Here is a 20,354-nt window from a genome sequence, read left to right as displayed (position 1 = left end):
GCGCAAGCGGACCGGAGGCCTCGTGGCGGTGGCCCTCGTCGCGGTGCTCGTCGCGGGCGGTGTCGGCGGCGGCATCGGCTACTGGGCGGCGGAGCGGGGCGACACCGGTTCCCGCTCGACGACGGTCGCCTCCGGCGAGGCCCCGGCGTCCTTCAAGCGGGAGCCGGGCACGGTCGCGGCGGTCGCGGCGCAGGCGCTGCCGAGCGTGGTCACGATCCAGGCGAAGTCCGGCGGTCCGCAGGGCGAGGGCGGCACGGGCACGGGCTTCGTGTACGACCAGGAGGGCCACATCGTCACCAACAACCACGTGGTGGCGTCGGCGGCCGACGGCGGCACGCTCTCGGTGACGTTCCCGGACGGAAAGTCGTACGACGCGGAGGTCGTCGGCCGGGCGCAGGGGTACGACGTGGCCGTACTGAAGCTGACGAACGCGCCGAAGGGCCTGAAGCCGCTGCCGCTGGGCGACTCGGACAAGGTGGCGGTCGGCGACTCGACGATCGCGATCGGCGCCCCGTTCGGTCTGTCCAACACGGTGACGACGGGCATCATCAGCGCCAAGAACCGCCCGGTGGCCTCGGGCGACGGCGCGGGCGGCAGCAACTCGTACATGAGCGCGTTGCAGACGGACGCGTCGATCAACCCGGGCAACTCGGGCGGTCCGCTGCTCGACGCGAGTGGCGCGGTGATCGGCATCAACTCGGCGATCCAGTCGACCAGCAGCGGTTTCGGCCAGTCGCAGGCGGGCTCGATCGGCCTCGGTTTCGCGATCCCGGTCAACCAGGCGAAGAACGTGGCCCAGCAGCTGATCAAGACGGGCAAGCCGGTGTATCCGGTGATCGGCGCGACGGTGAACATGAACCAGAAGGGCGACGGCGCCATGATCGCCCCGCAGGGCTCCGGCGGCTCGCCCTCGGTCTCCCCCGACGGCCCGGCGGCGAAGGCGGGCCTGAAGGCGGGCGACGTGATCACGGGCTTCGGCGACCGCCAGATCGACAGCGGTCCCACGCTGATCAGCGAGATCTGGACCCACAAGCCGGGCGACTCGGTCGAGATCACCTACGAGCGCGACGGCAAGACGGCCAAGGCGACGGTGGTCCTCGGCGAGCGCACGGGCGACAGCTGACGGCGTACGGACGCCGACTGAGCGCGCGTACGGACGGCGGCTGAGCGTGTGGACGGGCATCGGCTGAGCGCGCGTACGGACGTCGGCTGAGCAGCGCGTACGCGCGACAGGGCCGACTCCGCGCGTACGAGCGGACAGCCGACCGCTCGTCCGGACAGCTGACCGCTCGTACGGACAGTGGACCGCCCGTCCGGACGGCAGAGGTACCGATCGGAAGGGGCGCACCCGCAGCGGGGGCGCCCCTTCCGGCTCGCGGACCCCACCCTCGCGCGCCGACCCGGCTGCCGTTTCCCCGGCGTTGGCCGACCGGCGGGGCGGCGGGCGCGTGCGGCAGACTGAGGGACTGTGACCGATGGCTCCCTGATCGTCAGTTCCGTCCCCTACTTCGCCCAGTGGGCGTCGCCCCGGCTGGTGCGCGAGATCGTCTCGGGTGGGCTGCGGGCGGCGGACGACCCGCTGTGGGCCGCATACGGGGCGAAGACGCCGGAGGAGTACGAGTGGTGGTCCTGGCGCCTGTGCGGCGTCGCGTGCCTCCGCATGGCGCTCACGTACTGGCTCGATACGGCCCCCGCACCCCTCGAACTCGCTGCCGAGTGCGTCGAGGCCGGAGCCTATGTGAAGCGCGAGGACGGGCTGGACGGTCTGATCTACGCCCCCTTCGCCACGTACGCGACGAACCGCTGGGGCCTTCACGCCGAGTCGCGCCCCCGACTGCCGGCGGACGAGATCCCGGCCCTGCTCGCCGCCGGAAGGCTGCCGATCCTCTCGGTGCACCCCTCCATCAGGGAGCCGCACCTCGTACCCCCGGCGCGGGGAGGGCACTTGGTCCTGGCCGTCGGAGCCACCGAGGACCACGTGATCATCCACAACCCCTCGGGCTTCCACGGCCTGTCGCAGGAGTTCGCCCGGGTCCCGTGGCCCGAGTTCGAGCGCTTCTACGCCGAACGCGGCGTGGTACTCGGCGCCCCCGGCACGGACCGAGGCCCCCGCACCACCGACAGGGCCGGTAGGCTGTAGCCGCCCTGCCCCAGGCGGGACGGGCAGAGGTGGGTTGCCCGAGCGGCCTAAGGGAACGGTCTTGAAAACCGTCGTGGCGCGAGTCACCGTGGGTTCAAATCCCACACCCACCGCTTGCAGGTCAGAGAGTTGGCAGGTCAGAGGGCGGGCCCCGGGGTACAGGGCCCGCCCTCCGCGTGCACTCTTGTCTCACCCTGAATCGCCCGTATCCCGGTCCTGACCAGTACGTGTGGGCCATGTGTGGGCCAGGATCGCGGGCTCAGCCGCCGTTGAGTCCCTGCTCGATGAGGGCGTTCGCCTTGTCCTGCTGCCCCCGAAGGATCTTGGCGTAGAACCGGAAGAGGACCGTGAGACTGTGCCCGGCCCGCCGGGCGACCTCCACCGGGTCCACGCCGGAATTGATCCAGAGGGACACCCCGGCATGGCGGAGGGAGTACGGCACGTCCGCGAGGGGTGTCTCAGCCTCCCGCGCCGAGAGTGCCTTGAGCCGGGCGGCGTCCCAGATCGCGCAGTACTCCGTGGAGTTGACGCGACCCCCCTCGGCGGCCCGGAACAGCGTGCCGTCGGCCGCCACCCCATACCGCTCCTTGTGCTCGCGGAGCATCGCCGTGAGGACCGGGGGGATGGGCACGGGACGGGTGGCCTTCCGCGCTCGCCGCTTCAGGCCCCGCTCGTCGTACGACTTCCCGTCGTCCGTCCAGCCGGAGCCGACCTCGGGGCGACTGCCAGCGAGAACCAGCTCGCCCCATCCGGTCTCCGGCAGCGTGCAGTCCGCGTCGCGCAGAGCCGCGATCTCCGAGGGGCGCATGGCGGCGTAGTAGAGGCACCCGAAGAACGCGGCCAGATGCTCTCCTCGCTCGCTGGTCTGCCGCACGGACTCGATGAGGGAGGCGGCCTGCTTCGGGTTGGGGACGTACCGGAAGTCGACCTCGTCGTCCGTCGTCGGGGCCGTCCAGTCCACCCCACCCAGGGGGTTCGCGGGCAGGATCGCTCGCTCTACGGCGTACCGCAGCACGTTGCTCAGCACCATGCGCTTGCGGTTCACCGTGTTGTCGGCGGCGGGGTTCCCGTCGAGCTTCACGGAGATGGCGTCCAGGGCGGTCCGCAGCCGGTCCGATCGGGCGACCTCTGTCATCTTGTACGTGTGCTCGGCGATCCAGGCGAGTGCGGCGGCGACGTCGGCCGGCGGCTCTTCGACCTGGTGCCGCAGCCGCAAGGTGCCTTCCTCGTCCCGTACCGCGCGGAAGGCCCAGCCGTAGAGCGCCTTCCGCAGCACGGGGGGCTTCGGGGCCCCTCGCGAGCTGGACGCGAACACCGGCGTGATGGTGGCCAGCGTCTCGGCGATGCTCGCGCGGTGCTTGGCCGCCGCCTTCGGCCACTTCATGAGCACGTACGCGGTGACGTGCTCGTACCAGGTGGGCGTGGTCAGCTCTGCCAGCTCGGAGGCCGGGATGCCGGTCTCCTCGTCGAACTGCTCGCGGTTGCGCAGCGCCGCGAGCAGTTCGGACCGCCGTCCGTCCGCCTGCGGCTTGAGTTTGAAGCTCCGGGAGTGGGGCCGCGCGCCGACCCGCCACCGCAGCTCAAACGGCCCGGGGCCCGCGTCGGGCAAGTCCAGGGGGCCACTCGATCAAATTCCGGGCAGGATCAAAGCCTGCCCGAGTTGCCGGACAGCGTAAGGCCCCCTGAACATGCCCGACCCCAACCCGAACAGGACACCGGCCAAAGCCGCTCCGACCACCGGCGTGGGCGAGGCGGGGGCCGTCCTTGCAACGGCCAACGAAGAGACGGAAGTTGATGGGCTCTGAGTTGACGAACCAATCGTGTTGCAGAGCCCCTTCCTGCTACGGTCATCCGTTCGCCGAGGAGGTCGTGATGAATGGATCCCTGCCCGTTGCTGCCCAGGTGGATCTGCGCCGTCAGCCGGTGGAAGACGTGCTGGAGCGCGTAGAAGAGGCCCTTCACGTGCGGCTGGATCGGCAGACGCTCGTACGCAAGCGCCGTTCCTTGGGAGGCCGTACGGGGCGGGGCACGTGGGTGCGGATCGAGCGGCGGGGATTCGAGCGGATTGGCCCGCAAGGGTGGAACGGGACCGAGGCCGCTGCCGTGCTGCAAGGGGTCGCGATGCCTGAGTGGTACCAGGGCCTGGCGTGGCGCGAGCCGGGCGAGCCGGTGATGTGGCGCGCGGATGAGCTGGAGCTGATCGCATCGTCATCTGTCGGCAAGGGCGCCCTGGTGCTCGAAGACCCGGGCCTGCCGGACGAGTGGTGGGATGCACTGAACGTCTCCCTGGACGCGCTTGCCTCACAGCAGACACCGCGGATCGCGACGCCCGACACGGTGACGATCACGCAGGAGCAGGTGACCCAGACCCTCGGGGCGATCTTCCCCGGGGTGGCCGATACGCGGATCGAGCGGTGGGCGCCGGCTCATGCGGATCTGACGTGGGCCAACGTGATGGGACCGGAGTTCTCGCTCATCGACTGGGAGGACTGGGGCATGGCGCCCCGGGGTCTGGACGCCGCAACGCTGTGGGGCAACGCGCTTGCCGTCCCGGGACTCGCTGACCGCGTCCGCCAGGAGCGGCGTGCGGACTTGGAGAGTCGGGACGGCAAGCTGATGTCGCTGTTCTTCCTGTCGAAGATCGTCGGACCGTACGCGTACGAGGAGGATCCGCTGCTGGCGCCGGCCCGGAAGGAGGCCGAGCGTCTGGTGGCCGAGCTTCAGCTCTGACGGAGCCCGTGGAGGGCGCGTAGGTACTGACTGACGGTGGCGGTGTCCACCTCCGCGCCCAGGGCCTGGACCAACTGGACCAGGTGTCCAGGGTCGTCAGTGCCGACCGCCACCGCAGAGGCGCTGGGCAGGTGGAATGCGGTCCGGAACGCCGCCTGCACGCGGGACAAACCATCGTGGGGCGGTCGGAGGAACGGGCGCGGGTCGAAGTCCTCCCACACCTGCCTGTGGCCACCACCGAAGGGGCTCATGCCCCAGGTCTCGCCCGCCTCCCAGGCGGTGCGCAGCACGGTAGTGGCATCGAGGAGGTCGATGCCCACGAGGAGACCGGCCCGGACCATGAGGATGTCCGGAGCCGGGAGGTCCTCCACGCGGACCATGCCGAGCGACTGCGTATCCCAGGAGGCCACACCCCAAGCGCGGCACAGACCGTCGCGGGCGGCGTCGGCCAGGGCGGTGCAGGCATTGCCGAGGAGGGCGTGGCCATCGGCAGGAGATAGGCCCGCAAGGCTCCGTTCGGGGTTGTGGAGGAACACGGTGTCAGGTTCCCTGCCGAGTTCCTTGGCCGCCCGCTCGACGGCCAGTCGCAGCCGGACCGGATCGAGGGAGTGCTCAGCGCCTCCGGCGCTCGGGAAGAAGCCGACCTTCGTGGAGAGGGTGAACCTCGGCAGTAGATCGGCGGCCGTCTCCGCCAATACCGCGTGTGAGCGGAAGCCGAGGTAGGGAGCCGCAGTGTCCAGGGCGGTGACGCCGAGGTCGAGTGCGGCCGTCAGGATGTCGCGGTGGTGACGAGACCGGTGTAGGCCGAGGACAAGGCGGGGGTCAGCTCCGTGCACAGTTCCTCCTTCAGCAGGATCTCGGCGAGCTGATCCACGTCTACGCCGGTCTTCTCGGCGGCGTCGGCGATGTCGACGGGGTGGCCGCTCAGCAGGAGGGCCAGGGCGGGGTACGCCTTACCGGCGAACGTGAGCTTCCTGCCCGCAGCGAGCACGTCCACGGTGTCGTGATGCTGCTCGATCACGGGCTCGAAGTCGGTGACGCACACGACGGCCGTGGGCTTGCCGAACAGGCCGGTGGCCGGGACGTGCCGGGCGGCCAGGCGTTCCCGCTCGCGGGCATCGAAGAAGTCCTGCGGAGTCAGCTTCGTAGCCAGCTCGGCGACGGCGTCGGTCAGGAGCCGCTGCTGTCCCTCCCACTGGCCGGGGGCGTTCCAACGACCCAGGTCGTACCGGAACAGCTCCTGCGTGCGGGCCTGGTCGGCGAGCCAGGCCAGCCAGTTCACGCCGACGCGCTTCACGATGCCGAAGGTGGCGTGGAGGCTGTAGCCGTCGCCTTGGTCGTCGCGGGTGGCCTGGTGCCAGAAGCCGCGCGGGATGTGCATCACGTCGCCGGGCTCCATGACGCCCTGCCAGACGATTTCCTCGCTGGGCTCGGCGTTGGGGGCGGAGTCGCGGTACATCGGAACCTTGCGCGAGGTGCCGCGGACTTCCCAGCTCTTTCGGCCGGCGAGCTGGACGATCAGGGTGTCGTGGTCGTCCCAGTGGAGCTTGAAGCCACTGGCGTCCTGGGTGGTCAGGTAGGCGTTCACCTGCACCAGCTCGCGGACCCACCACTGGAGAGCGCGGCAGGTGGCTTCCATGGCCGGGTCGAAGAAGTCGACCTCGTCCAGGACCATGGTGCAGCCCTCGCGCATCAGTCCGCCGACGCGGCGCATGTCGGCCATGGGGATGGCCTGTCCCCGCCGGGTGACGGAGGGCTGGATGTAGCGGCCGGGGTGCAGTTCGGCCCCGTCCTGGAAGATGCGGAACTGGGGCGTGGTGACGCTGCGACGCATCACCAGGTCGAGCAGCTTCCTGGGGTTCAGCAGGCGATCGAGCAGATCAAGGTCCTTGATCGCTCCTCGGGCGAAACCGGCTCCGAGTTCACCGGGCCCGTTCCAGCCGAGGGCCTTTTCCAGCGCGGTGACGAAGTGGTGGTCCACGTGTTCCTCCGGTCGGCGTCATGGGCGTGCGGGCCCGGGGGCCCGTCGTGGATGGCGGGCCCCCGGTTGGTGCGGGTGGGTACTACTCCTGCGGGAGGTTCAGGCCGTCGCGGTTCTCGCCGTCGTCGCCCGCCGAGGTACCGGTGGAGTCGGACTCGGCCGCCGCGGCGGTGAAGCGGTCCTGGACCCTGATCAGGCTCTCGACGCCGATCAGCAGGTCTTCCTTCTGTGCTGCCATGTGTGTCTCCATTTCCTGGAAGTTCAGGGCCGACGGGTGCCGGCCCAGCCCCGATGGGGCGTGCCTCACCAGCCCATTGATTCCGGGCCGGTGGGGAGACAGGGGTGGCGCGAGGCCACGAGTCGAGCGAGTGCGGGACTCGGAGCGGAAGCCGGTTGCCGGTCAGCGGCCGGGATCACCGGCGATGGCCAGGGTGACCACCAGGACGGTGACGGCAGCGGCGTAGAGGAGCACGGCGAACTGTTGGCGCCAGCCCCACGGTGATCGGCTACGTACCCGGGAATCCCGCTGTAAGGGGGTCACCATCGGCAGGCGGTCACTACGCCGCTCCCGGCGTGATGGATGCCGGCCGAAGGGTGCGGGCCGACGAGGACGGACCGCCACAGCGAGGGCACTCGCACGGGGGATAGCGGCCGGGGTCGGAGAGGATGTCGAACGGCTCCCCCTCCAGAACCCGCGTGCTCCGCATCCACGTCCGGCCCGAATCCCGCGAGACCCGGAGGCTCATCAAGACACGGGGTTCGGCGCCCAGGTCCGGGGTCTCCCCATGGGTCGGTCGCTCTGAGTCAGGAGTGCCACCGCGTGTCTCCAAGGCGGTCGTCCTGTGTCGCTTCGCCATGTGCAGAAGGATCGTCAGCGGGGGGCATGGCCAGAAAGGTCCAGCGGATTACCCAACTTGGGTAACATCACGTTCGGTTGAGACCCTGAAGCGATCCGTAGTCCTCCTCCGGAGCGTGTCCCGATGCCCGAGCCACGTCGCACGAAGGAACTCCCAGCGAGCTTGCTCACCGAGCCCGAGATGATCGAGGCGTGCCGTCTCCGAGACTTCGCGAGGGTCTTCCGGCTGGTGAAGATGCGCGCGGGCATCTACCCGTCGATGATCGCGAGGCAGTGTGAGCTGACGCCGAGCCGGGTGGGAGAAGTGATCGCGGGACGGCGGCAGCTCGTCCACATGGATGTGATCGAGCGGATCGCCGATGGGTTGCGCATCCCGGGGCACATGCTCGGGCTTGCCCGTCGTACGTGGGAGACGCCAGCCGTCTTGGCCGTGCCCGAGCGGGAGAGACCGGCGCTCGATCACCTACCCGCTGTGCCGAAGCCCCTCAGAGCCTTACCGGGCGTGGAGGTGGACAGCATCCTGGCCCTGGCGGCCGGGACCAACCCGAGCCCATCCACACTGCATGCCCTGCGTTCTTCGATCGAGGACTACTGGCGCCGCGACGACGAACACGGGGGCGAGACGCTTCGGCCCGCCGTCGTCGGCCAGCTGCGATACGTCGAGGGGCTACTGAAGGACCAACGACCGACGCCGATCCAGCACGGCCTGTACGGCATCGCGGCGGAGCTGGCGCGGATGACCGGGTGGACATACTTCGACGCCCGGCAGTACCACCAGGCCCGCGCGTACTTCTCGGAGTCTCTGCAACTGGCCAGGGAGATTGACGACCACCCGTTCATGGCCAACGTGCTGGCGTGCATGAGCCTGCAAGCGACCTACCAGGACAAGCCGGCTGACGCGCTTGCGCTGGTGTCTGCTGCCCAAGACCAGGCCCGAGCGGCCATCGGCACGACGCCGAGAGTTCGGGCCATGCTGGCCATGCGTGAGGCGTTCGCGCACGCGACCTTGGGCGACCGGACAGCGACCCACACCGCGATCTCCGAGGCGCACAGTCAGTACGACCGGATCAAGGCGGACGACCCGGACCCGGCATGGGTGTCGTACTTCGACGAGCCGAAGCTCATCGTGGACACCGGCATCGCGCACGGCCGTCTCGGCGAGGCGGCGATTGCCGAACCGTTGATCGCGGACGCACTGGAGCGGGAGGACCCCGCGAACCAGCGCGGTAGGGCGTTCCATGCCTTCTGGTTGGCCCGTACGCAGCTCCAGCGGGGCAAGCTCGACCAGGCGTGCCACACGGCGATCGAGGCACTGGTGCCCGCCGCGGCTGTGTCGTCCGAGCGGGTGACCGGGCACCTTCGCGAGTTCTACGAGCAGCTTGCGCCGTATCGCGAGGTGCCGGCCGCAGTCGCCTTCGAGGCACGCCTACGAGCGGTGCTTCCGCCGCAGGGTCAGCGGACCCCTTCGTCCATCAGGACGTAGAGCAGGCCGACGAGGGAGCCGCTGCTGACGATCTCGCGGCGGTCGATCATGCCCCGGATATTCGCCAGGGGAATCCACTCGATTCGGTCCGACTCGTTCTTCTCGGTCGGCGGCCCGTCGTACGTGGCGCCGTCGGCGCGGAAAAGGTGGTGCTGGGAGTCCGTGATGCCGTTCGCCGGTTCGGCGTAGATCAGCGGCTTCATCGGGCCCGGACGCCAGCCGGTCTCTTCGAGGACTTCCCGGGCGGCAGCCTCGCCGGGGGTCTCGTCCGCTTCCACGAGGCCCATAGGAAGCTCCCACGCCCACGCGTCCGTGATGAAGCGGTGGCGCCACATCATCAGGACCTCCTGGCGGTCGTTGAGGACAGCGGCCACGGCCAGGTGGCGGAGCTTGACGACGTGGTGTTCCCAGCGGTGCCCGTCCGGCGTCTCGACATCGGTGAGCCATAGGTTCACCCATGGGTTCTCGTAGATCGGACGTTCCCCGTGGATCTTCCACTGCATTTCTGCGGCCCCTCTCGATCGGCCTTCAGCATGGCAGAGCAGGGCTGAACTACAGCCAGATTCGGGCAAATTCACGTCACAGTGACGAATAGGCTGATGCCCCACCTGCCTCGCTGCTTGGCCCGTGACGCGGGGCAAGGCGGTCCTTGGTGCATTCTCCGCCAGGGGCCCTCCTCGCGCTTGTACGGTACGGGCGGTGCATGCCAGAGGAGGGGGAGGCGCGTGTCAGAAATGGGTCCAGAGGGGTTCGAGCTCGATGGGGTCACGCATTTGTGGCAAATGGGGCGGATGCCTGAAACCGAGCAGGACTGGATCACTGAGTACCGATTGCTGGTCAAGAGCGACGCAACGTCAATGCGCATGTGGAGTACGCAGCGTGCCGAAGTGGAGAGTCTCTCTCAACAGGTTTCCGATCTTACGGAAGAGAAACGACGGCTCGCGGCTGAGTACAGTCAGCCGGCGTTCCACCTGGGTAAGCGCCCAGAGACTCCCGAGGAGTTCGACGCCGAGGTTCGTCTTCGTGAGATCGAGCGGCGCTGGGAGGTGGAGCTGGCAGACCGGAAGCACCGGGCAGATTTGGCCTTCGAGCAGTCTGGGCTTGTCCGACGTGCGGAGGGTGTTCGTGGCTGGGCGTTGGTTGCAGTGGTGTTTGCGATCATCGCTTCCCCCTGGGTCGCCATGATTGCTGGTATTGCTGCGCAGGACTTCAGCCTCTATGTCACCCCGGTCACTGGGATCGCTGGGGCCATCATCGGCTACTGGTTCGGCCAAGGGCAGCAGCATGAGCTTCGGCCACCAACAATCGCAAACTCTCCGACCTTCACGTCCCGACCGGAGTCGCCTTAGCGGCGGTCGCCGCTTCGCGGCCCGGGTGGTGGCACGGGCTGAGTGGGGAGCAGGGCCAGTGGACCAGGTGTGGACCGTCAATCGCCGCAAGGGGCCTGAAGGTTGGGGAACGTGCAGGTCATCCACGAGATAGACGCTTCCCGCAGCACTCTCTTGAAAACCGTCGTGGCGCGAGTCACCGTGGGTTCAAATCCCACACCCACCGCAGCAAGTCGGAGGAGGCGTTGACGAGAAGGGGTGTCCCGACCAGGGCACCCCTTCGTCATGAGCTGGCCGGTTCGGCGTAGAGCAGCGGCTTGATCGGGCCGGGGCGCCAGCCGGTCTCCTCCAGGACCTTCCGGGCGGCTGCCTCCGTGGGCGTCTCGCCCTCCTCGACCAGCCCCATGGGCAGCCCCCACGCCCAGGCGTCCGTGATGAAGCGGTGCCGCCACACCATCAGGATGTCAGTGGCCGCTGTTAGCGTCCGGTCCGTTCTGGTCGAGCTGGGTGGGAGGGCCGTATGGGCGCGTCGGGGTGGGACTACGCGGTGCCGTATCAGGAAGATCTCGTCGGGGCGTTTGACGCGCTGAGGCGAAAGGTCTTCGAGGAGCGGGAGTACTGCTGGAGCCCAGGCGGCGGGTGGAGGCCGGAAGAAGAACGGCTGCCGTGGCCCGAGACCCAGGAAGAGCTGTGGGCGCACGAGCTCGTGCAGCAAGATGGGACGCATTCGATCCTCGACATCTTCCGGATCATCGGACCGGACGAGGAGCCGGATTACTCCACGATGAAGCAGGTGACCGAGGAGGAGGCGCTGCTTGTCCTGGGCACGCGGAAGCTCACCCGGGCGCACGTGCCGAGGTTCGAGGAGTTCGACCACTGGCGTTGGTACGGGCGGTGCGCCGTGCTCCATGACGACCAGGGGGACCCGCAGGAGATCTACTTCTGGGGCTTCTCCGGCGATTGAGCCGACCCAGCAGTCCAAATGGGGACCGCCGAAGGCGGCGAGGGGTTCGGAGGGCGGGGAACGAGCAGGTCAGCTATGTGCGAGAGGCTTCCCGCAGCACTCTCTTGAAAACCGTCGTGGCGCGAGTCACCGTGGGTTCAAATCCCACACCCACCGCGCTGTCCGAAAGCCCCTGACCGGCAAGTCCCGTCAGGGGCTTTCGCGTTGGCCCGGCCTCGCCCCGCTGGCTCTATGCCTTCGCGTGCCGCCCGGCCGCGTCCCGTTCGGCCGTGTCCCGCCCGGCCGTGTCCCGTTCGGCTGCGTCGAGCGCGGGCCCGAGCGGGGCCAAGGCGGCGCGGAGGCGGTCGGGGAGGGAGCCGGAAGGGACGACGAGACCGCCGCCGATCAGGCTTGCGGCGGGTTCCGTCGCGTCCGCCGGGCCTGCTGAGTCCGCCGGGCCCGTCGCGTCTGCCGGGTCTGCCGCGTCTGCCGGGTCTGCCGGGTCTGTCCCGTCCGTTCCGGCCGTCCCGGCCGTCCCGTCCGTCCCGTCCGTCCCGTCCGTCCCGTCCGTCCCGTCCGTCGGGTCCATCGATCCCGCTGGGGTCGTCGTCTCCGTCCGCGCGAGCCATCCCTCCAGCGCGATGCGGACCGCCGCCGCCACGCTTGCCGCCAGTACGCGGGCCGTTGGGGTTTCGGGGTTTCCCAGGCGGGCGGCGATCGCTCGGGTGAGCGGGGGTTCGATGTCGGCCGTGGCGGCGAGGTATGCCTCCCGCAGCGGGGGCCGGGACACGAGCAGCAGGAGGGGGCGGGGGTCGGGGGCTTCGGCGGGGGCGTACTGCTCCACTACCGCTTCCGTGACGGCGTCGGCCAGGCGTACTCCCGGCGGGCGGGACGCGACCGTCGTCGCGATCCGGGCCTCGCGGTCCGCCGTGACGGCCGAGACGATCGCCTGCTCACGGCTGGCGAAGTAGTTGTTGTAGGTGCGCGGCGAGACCCCCGCCGCCGCCGCGATGTCCTCGACCCGCACCTGGTCGGGCCCGCGCTCGACGGCCAGGCGCAGGGCCGCCTCGCGGAGTGCCTCGCGCGTCGCCTGCTTCTTGCGTTCCCGCAGTCCCGGGGGTGGTGTCGTCACGGTCTCAGCATTCCATAAGGCTGCGTGCACGCAAAGTTGCGTGCACGCAAGTTTTCTGTCACTGTCGACCCCGCTGAGCGACCGAGACCGACTGGGGCCGATCAAGGCGGACCGAGGTCGACCGAGACCGACCGACAGGGGGGCGTTCTTGCGCGCCAGAGGCATGACCTACGACACCGGCTTCGTCACGCGTGGCCGGACATCCCGCGAGGACTTCGAACCCGCCGTCGTCCGGCGTGAACTCGCCGTCATCCGCGACGATCTGCACTGCGACGCGGTCCAGATCATCGGCGGCGACCCCGACCGGCTGGAACTCGCCGCGGGTATCGCCGCCGGGCTCGGCCTGGAAGTCTGGTTCTCGCCGTATCCACTGGAACTGGCACCCGAACAGATCCACGCCCTCTTCCGCGACTGCGCCGAGCGGGCGGAGCGGATCCGCAGGCAGGGGGCCGAGGTCGTGTTCGTGACCGGGGTCGAGCTGAGCGTGATGAACCCCGGATTCCTGCCCGGAGCCACCCCCGAGGAGCGGGTCGGGCGGCTGATGGGCCGGCCCGAGTCGCGGGCCGAGGCCCTGCGCGAACTCGGCCTCCGCGTCAACGCGTTCCTCGGCGAGGCCGTCGCCGCCGTCCGCGAGCGCTTCCGTGGTCGGCTCACCTACTCGGCCATCCAGTTCGAGCAGGTCGACTGGACCCCCTTCGACTTCACGACGTTCGAGCTGATCCGGTCCGCCGAGGTCGCCGACGTCTTCCGGGACGCGGTCCGCACCCTGGCCCGGGGCCCGAAGCCGCTCGCCGTCACCGGCTTCGGGACCGCGGCCTACCGGGGCGCCGGAGACCGGGGCGGGCGGGTGCTCGACATCGTCGAGTACGACCCGGAGACCGGAGCGCCCGTGCGGCTGGACGGTGTGTACGAGCGGGACGAGGCCGGGCAGGCCGCGTATCTCGATGAACTCCTCGACATCTTCGAGACCGAGGGCGTGGACAGCGCGTTCGTGTTCCTGTTCGCCCTGCCCGGCTTTCCGCACCGCCCGGACGGCGACCCCCGGGACGACCTGGACCGGGCCGGTCTGGGCCTCGTCAAGCTCCTCGAAGGACGCCGGGGGACGGCCTATCCGGACATGGAGTGGGAGCCCAAGGCCGCTTTTGCGGCGGTCGCGCGGCGGTACCGGAGGTGACGGGACCGCCCGGTCCCGGGGCCCGCTTCCCTTCGGAGGGTGGGCGTCCGGGTGCGCTGCGGATGCGGTACTCCGGTGGGGACGGGATCCTGAAAGGACCGGAACTCGATAGGAGGGCCAGGATGTCTGTGTTGGACAAGCTCAAGTCGATGCTGAAGGGCCACGAGGATCAGGCCTCCAAGGGCGTCGACAAGGCCGGCGACTTCGTGGACGAGAAGACCCAGGGAAAGTACAGCGGCCAGGTCGACACCGCCCAGGAGAAGCTCAAGCAGCAGCTGGGCGGCACGGACCAGCCCCCGAAGCCGGACACCCCGCCGGCCGCGCCCCCGCCCCCGCAGCCGTAGGCGGATTCCGGATCCCGGATCCCGGATCCGTATTCCGCTGCGATCGCCCTGGGTGACGCGTGGTGACGCCTTCCCCCTGAGGGGCGCCCCGGAGATGGCTCCGGGGCGCCCCTCAGGGGGCTCCGCGCTCCTTCCGGGTTCCACGGATCCCCTCCGGGTGCCATGGGGTCCCCTCCGGGTTCAATGGCTCCGCCCGTATCCGGAAGAGACCAGGGGGGAGAGTCCCGCCATGCCGCGCATCACGCTCGTACGTGGAGACATCACCGCCCAGACCGCCGACGCGATCGTCAACGCCGCCAATTCCTCCCTGCTCGGCGGCGGCGGAGTCGACGGGGCCATCCACCGCAAGGGCGGCCCCGAGATCCTGGAAGCCTGCCGTGCCCTGCGCCGTTCCTCCTACGGGAAGGGCCTGAAGACCGGTCGGGCCGTGGCGACCACGGCAGGGCGGCTCTCGGCCCGGCATGTGATCCACACGGTCGGTCCCGTCTGGTCGCCGACCGAGGACCGGTCCGAGCTGCTGGCCTCCTGCTACCGCACCTCCCTCCAGGTCGCGGACGAGGTGGAGGCCCGGACGGTGGCGTTCCCCGCCGTTTCCACCGGGATCTACGGCTGGCCCCTCGACGACGGCGCCCGGATCGCCGTGGAGACCGTGCTCTCCGCCCGTACCGATGTCGAAGAGGTCCGTTTCGTGCTCTTCGACGCACGGGCGTACGAGGCTTTCGAGGCGGCCGTGCGGGAGGCCGACTCCCCGTAAGGGCACCGGGGGGCCTCTGTAGGGGACACCGGGGGCACCGGGGGAACCGGTGACCCCTGAGGGCCCCTACGGGGTGGGCTCGCCCCGGCCTTGACAGCGTCGGGGAATCTGACGGACAGTCAGGAAGTGTCAGTCGCCCCGCCAGTCACCGCCAGTCGCCCGCCAGCCGTCCCACGGGAGGCCGTCTCGTGCACCTCGCCCCGACCGAGCGGCAGCTGCGGCTGCGCGCCGAACTCCGCGCGTACTTCCATGAGTTGATGCCCGAAGGCCCGCCCCCCGTCACCGACGTCGTCGCCCAGCGCCGGCTGCTCCGCCGTATCGGTGCCGACGGGTTTCTCGGGCTCGGCTGGCCCGAGGAGTACGGGGGCCGGGGGCGCGGGTCCGACGAGCAGTTCGTCTTCTTCGACGAGGCCTACCGCGCGGGCGCACCCGTCTCCATGGTCACCCTGAATACCGTCGGCCCCACCCTGATGGCCTACGGCACCGAGGAGCAGAAGGCCTTCTTCCTCCCCCGCGTCCTGCGCGGCGAGACCGTGTTCGCCATCGGGTACAGCGAGCCCGAAGCCGGTACCGACCTCGCCTCCCTCCGGACCCGGGCGGTCCGCGAAGGGGACTTCTGGCGGATCGACGGCCAGAAGGTCTTCACCTCCAACGCCCAGAACGCGGACTGGATCTGGCTCGCCTGCCGCACCGACCCCGACGCGCCACCGCACCGGGGCATCTCGATCCTCCTCGTCCCCACCGACGCGCCCGGCTTCTCCTGGACCCCCATCGAGACCGTCGGCGGTCTGACCACCACCGCCACCTATTACGACGGGATACGCGTCCCCGCCGGAAACCTCGTCGGCCCCGAGCACGGCGGCTGGGGCCTGATCACCAACCAGCTCAACCACGAGCGGGTCGCGCTCGCCGCGATCGGCATGCAGGCGGAGGACTTCTTCGCGACCGCGCTCGACCGGGCCCGCACCCCCGACCCGGTCACCGGACACCGCCGGATCGACACCCCGTGGGTGCGGGCACGCGCTGCCGAGGCGTACGCCCGGCTCGCCGCGACCCGGCTGCTCAACTGGCGACTGGTGGGGGACGTGGGCGCGGGGCGGCTGGCCCCGGGGGACGCGAGCGGGGTGAAGTTCGCGGGCACGGAGTCGGCCGTGGAGGTCTACCGCATCTGCCAGGAGATCGCGGGCCCGGCGGGCACGGTACGGGCGGGCTCGCCCGGCGCGCTCGATGGCGGCGAGCTGGAACGCATGAACCGCGCCGCCCAGATCAACACCTTCGGGGGAGGGGTGAGCGAGGTCCAGCGCGAGATCGTCGCCAGGACGCGGCTCGGGATGAGGGGCAGGCCCCGCCGGTGACCCCCGAGCCCGAGCCCGCGCCTGAGCCCGCGCCCCCGCCTGCGTCTGTGTCTGCGTCTGTGTCCGTGCCGGATCCTTTACGTGACCCCGTACGGGAGGAGCCCGTACGGGAACAGCCCCTACGGGAGGAGCCCCTACGGACCCCAGCCCCGTCCCTCGCCCCCGCGTCCACCCCCACTCCCGACCCTGACCCCGCCCCCGGCCCCGACCCCCTCCACCCCCTCCTCCAGGCCTTCGCCGGGCGTCCCGCCGCCGTCGCCGGGGTGGGGAAGGATCCCGTCAACCTGCCGATGATCCGGCACTGGTGCGAGGCCATGGGGGACGAGCACCCCGCCTACCGGGGGCCCGGTGCCGTCGCGCCGCCGACCATGCTCCAGGCCTGGACGATGGGGGGGCTCTCCGGGCACACCGGCCGCTCCTCCGCGTACGAGGAGCTGTTCGCCCTCCTCGACGGGGCCGGGTGCACCTCGGTCGTCGCCACCGACTGCGAGCAGGAGTACCTGCGCCCACTGCGCCCCGGCGACGAGATCACCTTCGACACCGTCGTCGAGTCCGTGTCCGCCCGCAAGACGACCCGGCTGGGGACGGGGTACTTCGTCACCACCCGGACCGACGTCAGGGCCGGCGCCGTCCTCGCGGGCACCCACCGCTTCCGCATCCTCAAGTACGCGCCCACCGCCCGGTCCTCCGAGGCCACCCCTAGGGCAACCCCCGCACCGGCCCCCCAGGTCACCCCCGAGCCGAGACCCCTGCGTCCCCGGCCCGTGATCAACCGGGACAACGCCGGTTTCTGGGAGGGCGTCGCCGCGCACCGGTTGCTGATCCAGCGTTGCGGCGGCTGCTCGGCCCTGCGTTTCCCCTGGTTGCCCGGCTGTCTCGACTGCGGCTCGCGCGCGTGGGACACGGTCCAGGCGAGCGGCGCCGGGACGGTCTTCTCGTACGTCGTGATGCACCACCCGCCGTTCCCCGCCTTCGACCCGCCGTACGCCGTCGGACTCATCGAACTCGCCGAGGGCGTACGGATCATCAGCAACGTGGTGGGGGTGCCCCCCGACGAGGTGCGGATCGGGATGCCCGTACGGCTGGAGTTCCTGCGCGCCGACGAGGAGCTGGAACTGCCCGTCTTCCGCGCGGAAGGGAAGCAGTGACATGGACTTCACCCCCAGCGAGGAACAGCGGGCGGTCCGGGAGCTAGGCGCCCGGATCTTCGCCGACCTCGCCACCCACGAACGGCTCAGAGCGGCCGGTACCGGCACCGACCCCGAGCTGTGGAAGGCGCTCTGCGCCGCCGGTCTGCCCGCCGCCGTCGAGGAGACCGGTCTGCTCGGCCTGGTCCTGCTCCTGGAGGAACAGGGGCGCGTGACCGCCCAAGTGCCGCTCGCCGCGACCTGCGCGTACGGCATCCTCGCCGTCGCCCGGCTCGGCACCGGCGAACAGCGCGCCCGCCTCCTGCCCGGCCTCCGCGACGGTACGACGGTGGTGACCGGGGCTTTTCCGGCGCCCGGCACGGTCACCGCACGGGTCGACCGGTCGGATGGAGGACCTGATGGAGGACCTGGCGGAGGGCCTGACGGAGGGCCTGGCGGAGGGGCGTGTGGGCGGCCGGACGGTTTGCTCGACGGGACCGTCCCGTGGGTGCCCTGGCTCCTGGACGCCACCCATGTCCTCGTCCCCGACCGGGAGAACGCGCTCTGGCTCGTACGGACCGAGGACGCGGCCCGGACCGAGCCCGTGGCGCTGACCGCGCCCTGGTCGGCGGGGCGGCTCGTGCTCGACGGGACCCCGGGGGAGCGGCTCGGGGACGGCGATGCCCACGCGGACGTGCTGGCCGTCGCCCGGACCGCCTTCGCCGGGCTCCAGGCGGGCGTCTGCGCCGGGGCCCTGGCGCGGGCCGTCGCGCACACCTCCGTACGGGAACAGTTCGGCCGACCGCTCGCCACCCGGCAGGCCGTGCAACTGCGGGCCGCCGACTCCTACATGGACACCGAGGCCATCCGCGTCACCGCCTACGAGGCCGCCTGGCGCTTCGACCGGGGACTCGGCGCGGGCGGAGCCGCCCTCACCGCCGCCTGGTGGGCCTCCGAGGCGGGGAAGCGGGTGGTGCACACCGGGCAGCATCTGCACGGCGGCATGGGCGCGGACCTGGACCATCCCGTCCACCGGCACTTCCTGTGGGGCCGTCAGCTCGACGCCTATCTGGGCTCCGGCGCCGAACTCCTCGCCGAACTCGGCGACCTGCTCGCGGAAGGGGAGCCGTCATGAGGCCCGTAGGGGAAGGGGCGGGGAGGACGCCCGTAGGGGAGCACCTGGGAACGTCACTCGTAGGGGAGCCGCCCCTAAGGGCATTCTCTGTCGGCGAGCCGCCTCTAGGGGAGTTCCCTGTCGGGGAGCCGCCCGTAGGGGGTTCGGCGTGAAGCCCGGGGACGAGCTGCCGCCGCTGACCTTGCCGGTCACCCGGACCCTGATCGTCGCCGGGGCCCTCGCCTCCCGCGACTACCAGGACGTGCACCACGACGCGGAACTGGCCCGGGAGAAGGGCTCCCCGGACATCTTCATGAACATCCTCATGACCAACGGACTCGTCGGGCGGTACGTCACCGACCACTTCGGCCCCCGGGCCGTCCTCCGAGGGGTCGCCATCCGGCTCGGCGCCCCCAACCGCCCCGGCGACACCCTTGTCCTCACCGGCACCGTCGTCGAGGTCGACGGGGACACCGCCCGGGTCGACATCATCGGGACCAACGGGCTCGGCCGACACGTCACGGGCACCGTGACCGTCTCCGTCTCGGTCTCCGTTTCCGACGACACCCCCGGCCCCGACCTCGCCTCGAAGCCCGACCCCGACCCCGACCCCGACCCCGACCCCGACTCCGGCACCGACCCCGGCACCGGGGAGGCGTCGTAATGAGCCTCCATCGCCGGGACGGGCTCGGCGGGCGGGCGGCCGTCGTCGGCATCGGCGCGACCGAGTTCTCCAAGGACTCGGGCCGCAGCGAGCTGTCCCTCGCCGCCGAGGCGGTCGGCGCCGCCCTCGCCGACGCCGGGCTCACCCCCGCCGACGTCGACGGTCTGGTCACCTTCACCATGGACACCAGCCCCGAGATCACCGTCGCCCAGGCGTCCGGCATCGGCGAGCTGTCCTTCTTCTCCCGCGTCCACTACGGGGGCGGGGCCGCCTGCGCCACCGTCCAGCAGGCCGCGCTCGCCGTCGCCACCGGGATCGCCGAGGTCGTCGTCTGCTACCGCGCCTTCAACGAGCGTTCCGGGCGCCGCTTCGGCTCCGGCGTCCAGCGCCGCGAACCCTCGGCCGAGGGTGTCGCGCTCGGCTGGCAGCTCCCCTACGGGTTGCTCACCCCCGCCTCCTGGGTCGCCATGGCCGCCCAGCGGTATCTGCACACCTACGGGTTGACCCCCGAGGCGTTCGGGCAGGTCGCCGTCACCGGCCGGCGGCACGCCGCCCGCAACCCCGCCGCGTACTTCCACGGGAAACCGATCACCCTCGCCGACCACGCGGCCTCGCGCTGGATCGTCGAACCCCTGCGGCTCCTCGACTGCTGCCAGGAGACCGACGGCGGCCAGGCGCTCGTCGTCACCTCCGCCGAACGCGCCCGGGACCTGCCCCAGCCGCCCGCCGTGATCCTGGCGGCGGCGCAGGGCGCGGGGCGCGGCCAGGAGGCGATGACCGGCTTCTACCGGGGCGCCCTCACCGGGCTGCCGGAGTCGGCGGTGGTCGCCCGGCAGCTGTGGCGCACGTCCGGGCTCGCCCCCGCCGACATCGACGTGGGCATCTTCTACGACCATTTCACCCCGTTCGTCCTGATGCAGCTGGAGGAGTTCGGCTTCTGCGGTCCCGGCGAGGCGGCCGACTTCGTCGCGGCGGACGCGCTGCCGCTGAACACGCACGGCGGGCAGCTCGGCGAGGCGTATCTGCACGGGATGAACGGTGTGGCGGAGGCGGTACGGCAGCTGCGCGGCACCTCGGTGAACCAGGTGCCGGGGGCGGCGCGGAGCCTGGTGACGGCGGGGACGGGGGTTCCCACGTCCGGGTTGATCCTGGGCTCGGACGGCTGAGGCGGGGGCCTCTGCGGTGGCCGCCAGGCGCGGGCCGACCTTCACTCGCGCCATGAGCACCGA

Annotated in this window: 20 protein-coding genes, 1 tRNA gene and 2 pseudogenes; 15 read left to right on the top strand and 8 right to left on the bottom strand. The window is 70.8% G+C overall.

Translation table 11 applies throughout. From position 1 onward, the window contains the following. The 3 genes from BU197_RS13345 to BU197_RS13335 form a co-directional block, all read left to right on the top strand. The coding region (locus BU197_RS13345) for a S1C family serine protease (protein WP_188268461.1) at positions 1 to 1,123 on the top strand (1,123 nt) is incomplete at its 5' end. A 345-nt stretch (positions 1,124 to 1,468) separates the two neighbouring features. Beyond that, a complete protein-coding gene (locus tag BU197_RS13340) occupies positions 1,469 to 2,140 on the top strand; it encodes a C39 family peptidase (RefSeq protein ID WP_188268460.1) in 672 nt (223 codons plus the stop codon). Positions 2,141 to 2,168: 28 nt separating this feature from the next. Then, positions 2,169 to 2,253: transfer RNA gene (locus BU197_RS13335), tRNA-Ser, on the top strand. Between the two features lie 146 nt (positions 2,254 to 2,399). Here BU197_RS13335 and BU197_RS13330 read toward each other — a convergent pair. Further along, on the bottom strand, positions 2,400 to 3,749 hold the full coding sequence (locus BU197_RS13330) for a tyrosine-type recombinase/integrase (RefSeq protein ID WP_223182463.1): 1,350 nt from the start codon (positions 3,747 to 3,749) through the stop codon (positions 2,400 to 2,402). A 263-nt stretch (positions 3,750 to 4,012) separates the two neighbouring features. On the opposite strand from BU197_RS13330, the gene BU197_RS13325 reads away from it, so the two are divergent. Continuing rightward, the gene (locus BU197_RS13325) at positions 4,013 to 4,870 is read left to right on the top strand and encodes a hypothetical protein (protein ID WP_188268459.1); all 858 of its coding nucleotides are present in this window, start codon (positions 4,013 to 4,015) and stop codon (positions 4,868 to 4,870) included. Here BU197_RS13325 and BU197_RS13320 read toward each other — a convergent pair. From BU197_RS13320 to BU197_RS13305, 4 genes are all read right to left on the bottom strand, one after another. Further along, the gene (locus tag BU197_RS13320) at positions 4,861 to 5,706 is read right to left on the bottom strand and encodes an aldo/keto reductase (RefSeq protein WP_188268458.1); all 846 of its coding nucleotides are present in this window, start codon (positions 5,704 to 5,706) and stop codon (positions 4,861 to 4,863) included. The genes BU197_RS13325 and BU197_RS13320 overlap by 10 nt on opposite strands. Further along, positions 5,640 to 6,851 (bottom strand): JmjC domain-containing protein, encoded by a 1,212-nt coding sequence (locus BU197_RS13315; protein WP_188268457.1) that lies wholly within the window; start codon positions 6,849 to 6,851, stop codon positions 5,640 to 5,642. Before BU197_RS13315 ends, BU197_RS13320 begins: the two co-directional genes overlap by 67 nt. Before the next feature lie 82 nt (positions 6,852 to 6,933). Then, positions 6,934 to 7,089, bottom strand: coding sequence for a hypothetical protein (locus BU197_RS13310; RefSeq protein WP_188268456.1), 156 nt, complete (start codon positions 7,087 to 7,089; stop codon positions 6,934 to 6,936). 162 nt (positions 7,090 to 7,251) lie between these two features. Next, positions 7,252 to 7,395: a hypothetical protein gene (locus BU197_RS13305; RefSeq protein WP_188268455.1), complete on the bottom strand. Its 144-nt coding sequence runs from the start codon at positions 7,393 to 7,395 to the stop codon at positions 7,252 to 7,254. Positions 7,396 to 7,831: 436 nt separating this feature from the next. On the opposite strand from BU197_RS13305, the gene BU197_RS13300 reads away from it, so the two are divergent. Further along, entirely contained in the window at positions 7,832 to 9,190 is a 1,359-nt protein-coding gene (locus BU197_RS13300; protein WP_188268454.1) for a helix-turn-helix domain-containing protein, read from the top strand. Here BU197_RS13300 and BU197_RS13295 read toward each other — a convergent pair. After that, the gene (locus tag BU197_RS13295) at positions 9,160 to 9,693 is read right to left on the bottom strand and encodes an NUDIX hydrolase (RefSeq protein WP_188268453.1); all 534 of its coding nucleotides are present in this window, start codon (positions 9,691 to 9,693) and stop codon (positions 9,160 to 9,162) included. The genes BU197_RS13300 and BU197_RS13295 overlap by 31 nt on opposite strands. A gap of 222 nt (positions 9,694 to 9,915) precedes the next feature. On the opposite strand from BU197_RS13295, the gene BU197_RS13290 reads away from it, so the two are divergent. Further along, positions 9,916 to 10,539 carry a hypothetical protein gene (locus BU197_RS13290; protein WP_188268452.1) on the top strand — a complete coding sequence of 208 codons (624 nt, stop codon included), beginning with the start codon at positions 9,916 to 9,918 and terminating at the stop codon, positions 10,537 to 10,539. 268 nt (positions 10,540 to 10,807) lie between these two features. On the opposite strand, the pseudogene BU197_RS13285 reads toward BU197_RS13290, so the two are convergent. After that, a pseudogene (locus tag BU197_RS13285) lies at positions 10,808 to 10,984 on the bottom strand (NUDIX hydrolase); the annotation flags it as partial. A 54-nt stretch (positions 10,985 to 11,038) separates the two neighbouring features. Here BU197_RS13285 and BU197_RS13280 point away from each other — a divergent pair. Then, positions 11,039 to 11,482, top strand: coding sequence for a hypothetical protein (locus BU197_RS13280; RefSeq protein ID WP_188268451.1), 444 nt, complete (start codon positions 11,039 to 11,041; stop codon positions 11,480 to 11,482). Between the two features lie 229 nt (positions 11,483 to 11,711). On the opposite strand, the gene BU197_RS31325 is transcribed toward BU197_RS13280, so the two are convergent. After that, entirely contained in the window at positions 11,712 to 12,593 is an 882-nt protein-coding gene (locus BU197_RS31325; protein WP_317452017.1) for a TetR/AcrR family transcriptional regulator, read from the bottom strand. A 163-nt stretch (positions 12,594 to 12,756) separates the two neighbouring features. Here BU197_RS31325 and BU197_RS13270 point away from each other — a divergent pair, with 163 nt between their 5' ends. The 8 genes and pseudogenes from BU197_RS13270 to BU197_RS13235 all read left to right on the top strand — a co-directional run bounded on the left by BU197_RS13270 (position 12,757) and on the right by BU197_RS13235 (position 20,291). Further along, entirely contained in the window at positions 12,757 to 13,767 is a 1,011-nt protein-coding gene (locus BU197_RS13270) for a hypothetical protein (protein WP_188268468.1), read from the top strand. Between the two features lie 122 nt (positions 13,768 to 13,889). Next, the gene (locus BU197_RS13265) at positions 13,890 to 14,111 is read left to right on the top strand and encodes an antitoxin (RefSeq protein WP_188268450.1); all 222 of its coding nucleotides are present in this window, start codon (positions 13,890 to 13,892) and stop codon (positions 14,109 to 14,111) included. 229 nt (positions 14,112 to 14,340) lie between these two features. Continuing rightward, positions 14,341 to 14,865: an O-acetyl-ADP-ribose deacetylase gene (locus BU197_RS13260; protein WP_188268449.1), complete on the top strand. Its 525-nt coding sequence runs from the start codon at positions 14,341 to 14,343 to the stop codon at positions 14,863 to 14,865. A gap of 188 nt (positions 14,866 to 15,053) precedes the next feature. Next, positions 15,054 to 16,220 carry an acyl-CoA dehydrogenase family protein gene (locus BU197_RS13255; RefSeq protein ID WP_188268448.1) on the top strand — a complete coding sequence of 389 codons (1,167 nt, stop codon included), beginning with the start codon at positions 15,054 to 15,056 and terminating at the stop codon, positions 16,218 to 16,220. A 263-nt stretch (positions 16,221 to 16,483) separates the two neighbouring features. Continuing rightward, a complete protein-coding gene (locus BU197_RS13250) occupies positions 16,484 to 17,368 on the top strand; it encodes a bifunctional MaoC family dehydratase N-terminal/OB-fold nucleic acid binding domain-containing protein (RefSeq protein ID WP_317452024.1) in 885 nt (294 codons plus the stop codon). A 1-nt stretch (position 17,369) separates the two neighbouring features. Continuing rightward, on the top strand, positions 17,370 to 18,482 hold the full coding sequence (locus BU197_RS13245; RefSeq protein WP_188268446.1) for an acyl-CoA dehydrogenase family protein: 1,113 nt from the start codon (positions 17,370 to 17,372) through the stop codon (positions 18,480 to 18,482). Between the two features lie 148 nt (positions 18,483 to 18,630). Next, positions 18,631 to 19,005, top strand: a pseudogene (locus tag BU197_RS13240) (MaoC family dehydratase); the annotation flags it as partial. Positions 19,006 to 19,124: 119 nt separating this feature from the next. Next, on the top strand, positions 19,125 to 20,291 hold the full coding sequence (locus BU197_RS13235; protein WP_188268444.1) for a lipid-transfer protein: 1,167 nt from the start codon (positions 19,125 to 19,127) through the stop codon (positions 20,289 to 20,291). Positions 20,292 to 20,354: the final 63 nt, after the last annotated feature.

It is taken from the genome of Streptomyces sp. CBMA291 (genome assembly GCF_014596525.1).
Lineage (GTDB): Bacteria > Actinomycetota > Actinomycetes > Streptomycetales > Streptomycetaceae > Streptomyces.
This window is presented reverse-complemented; position numbering and strand designations above follow the sequence as displayed.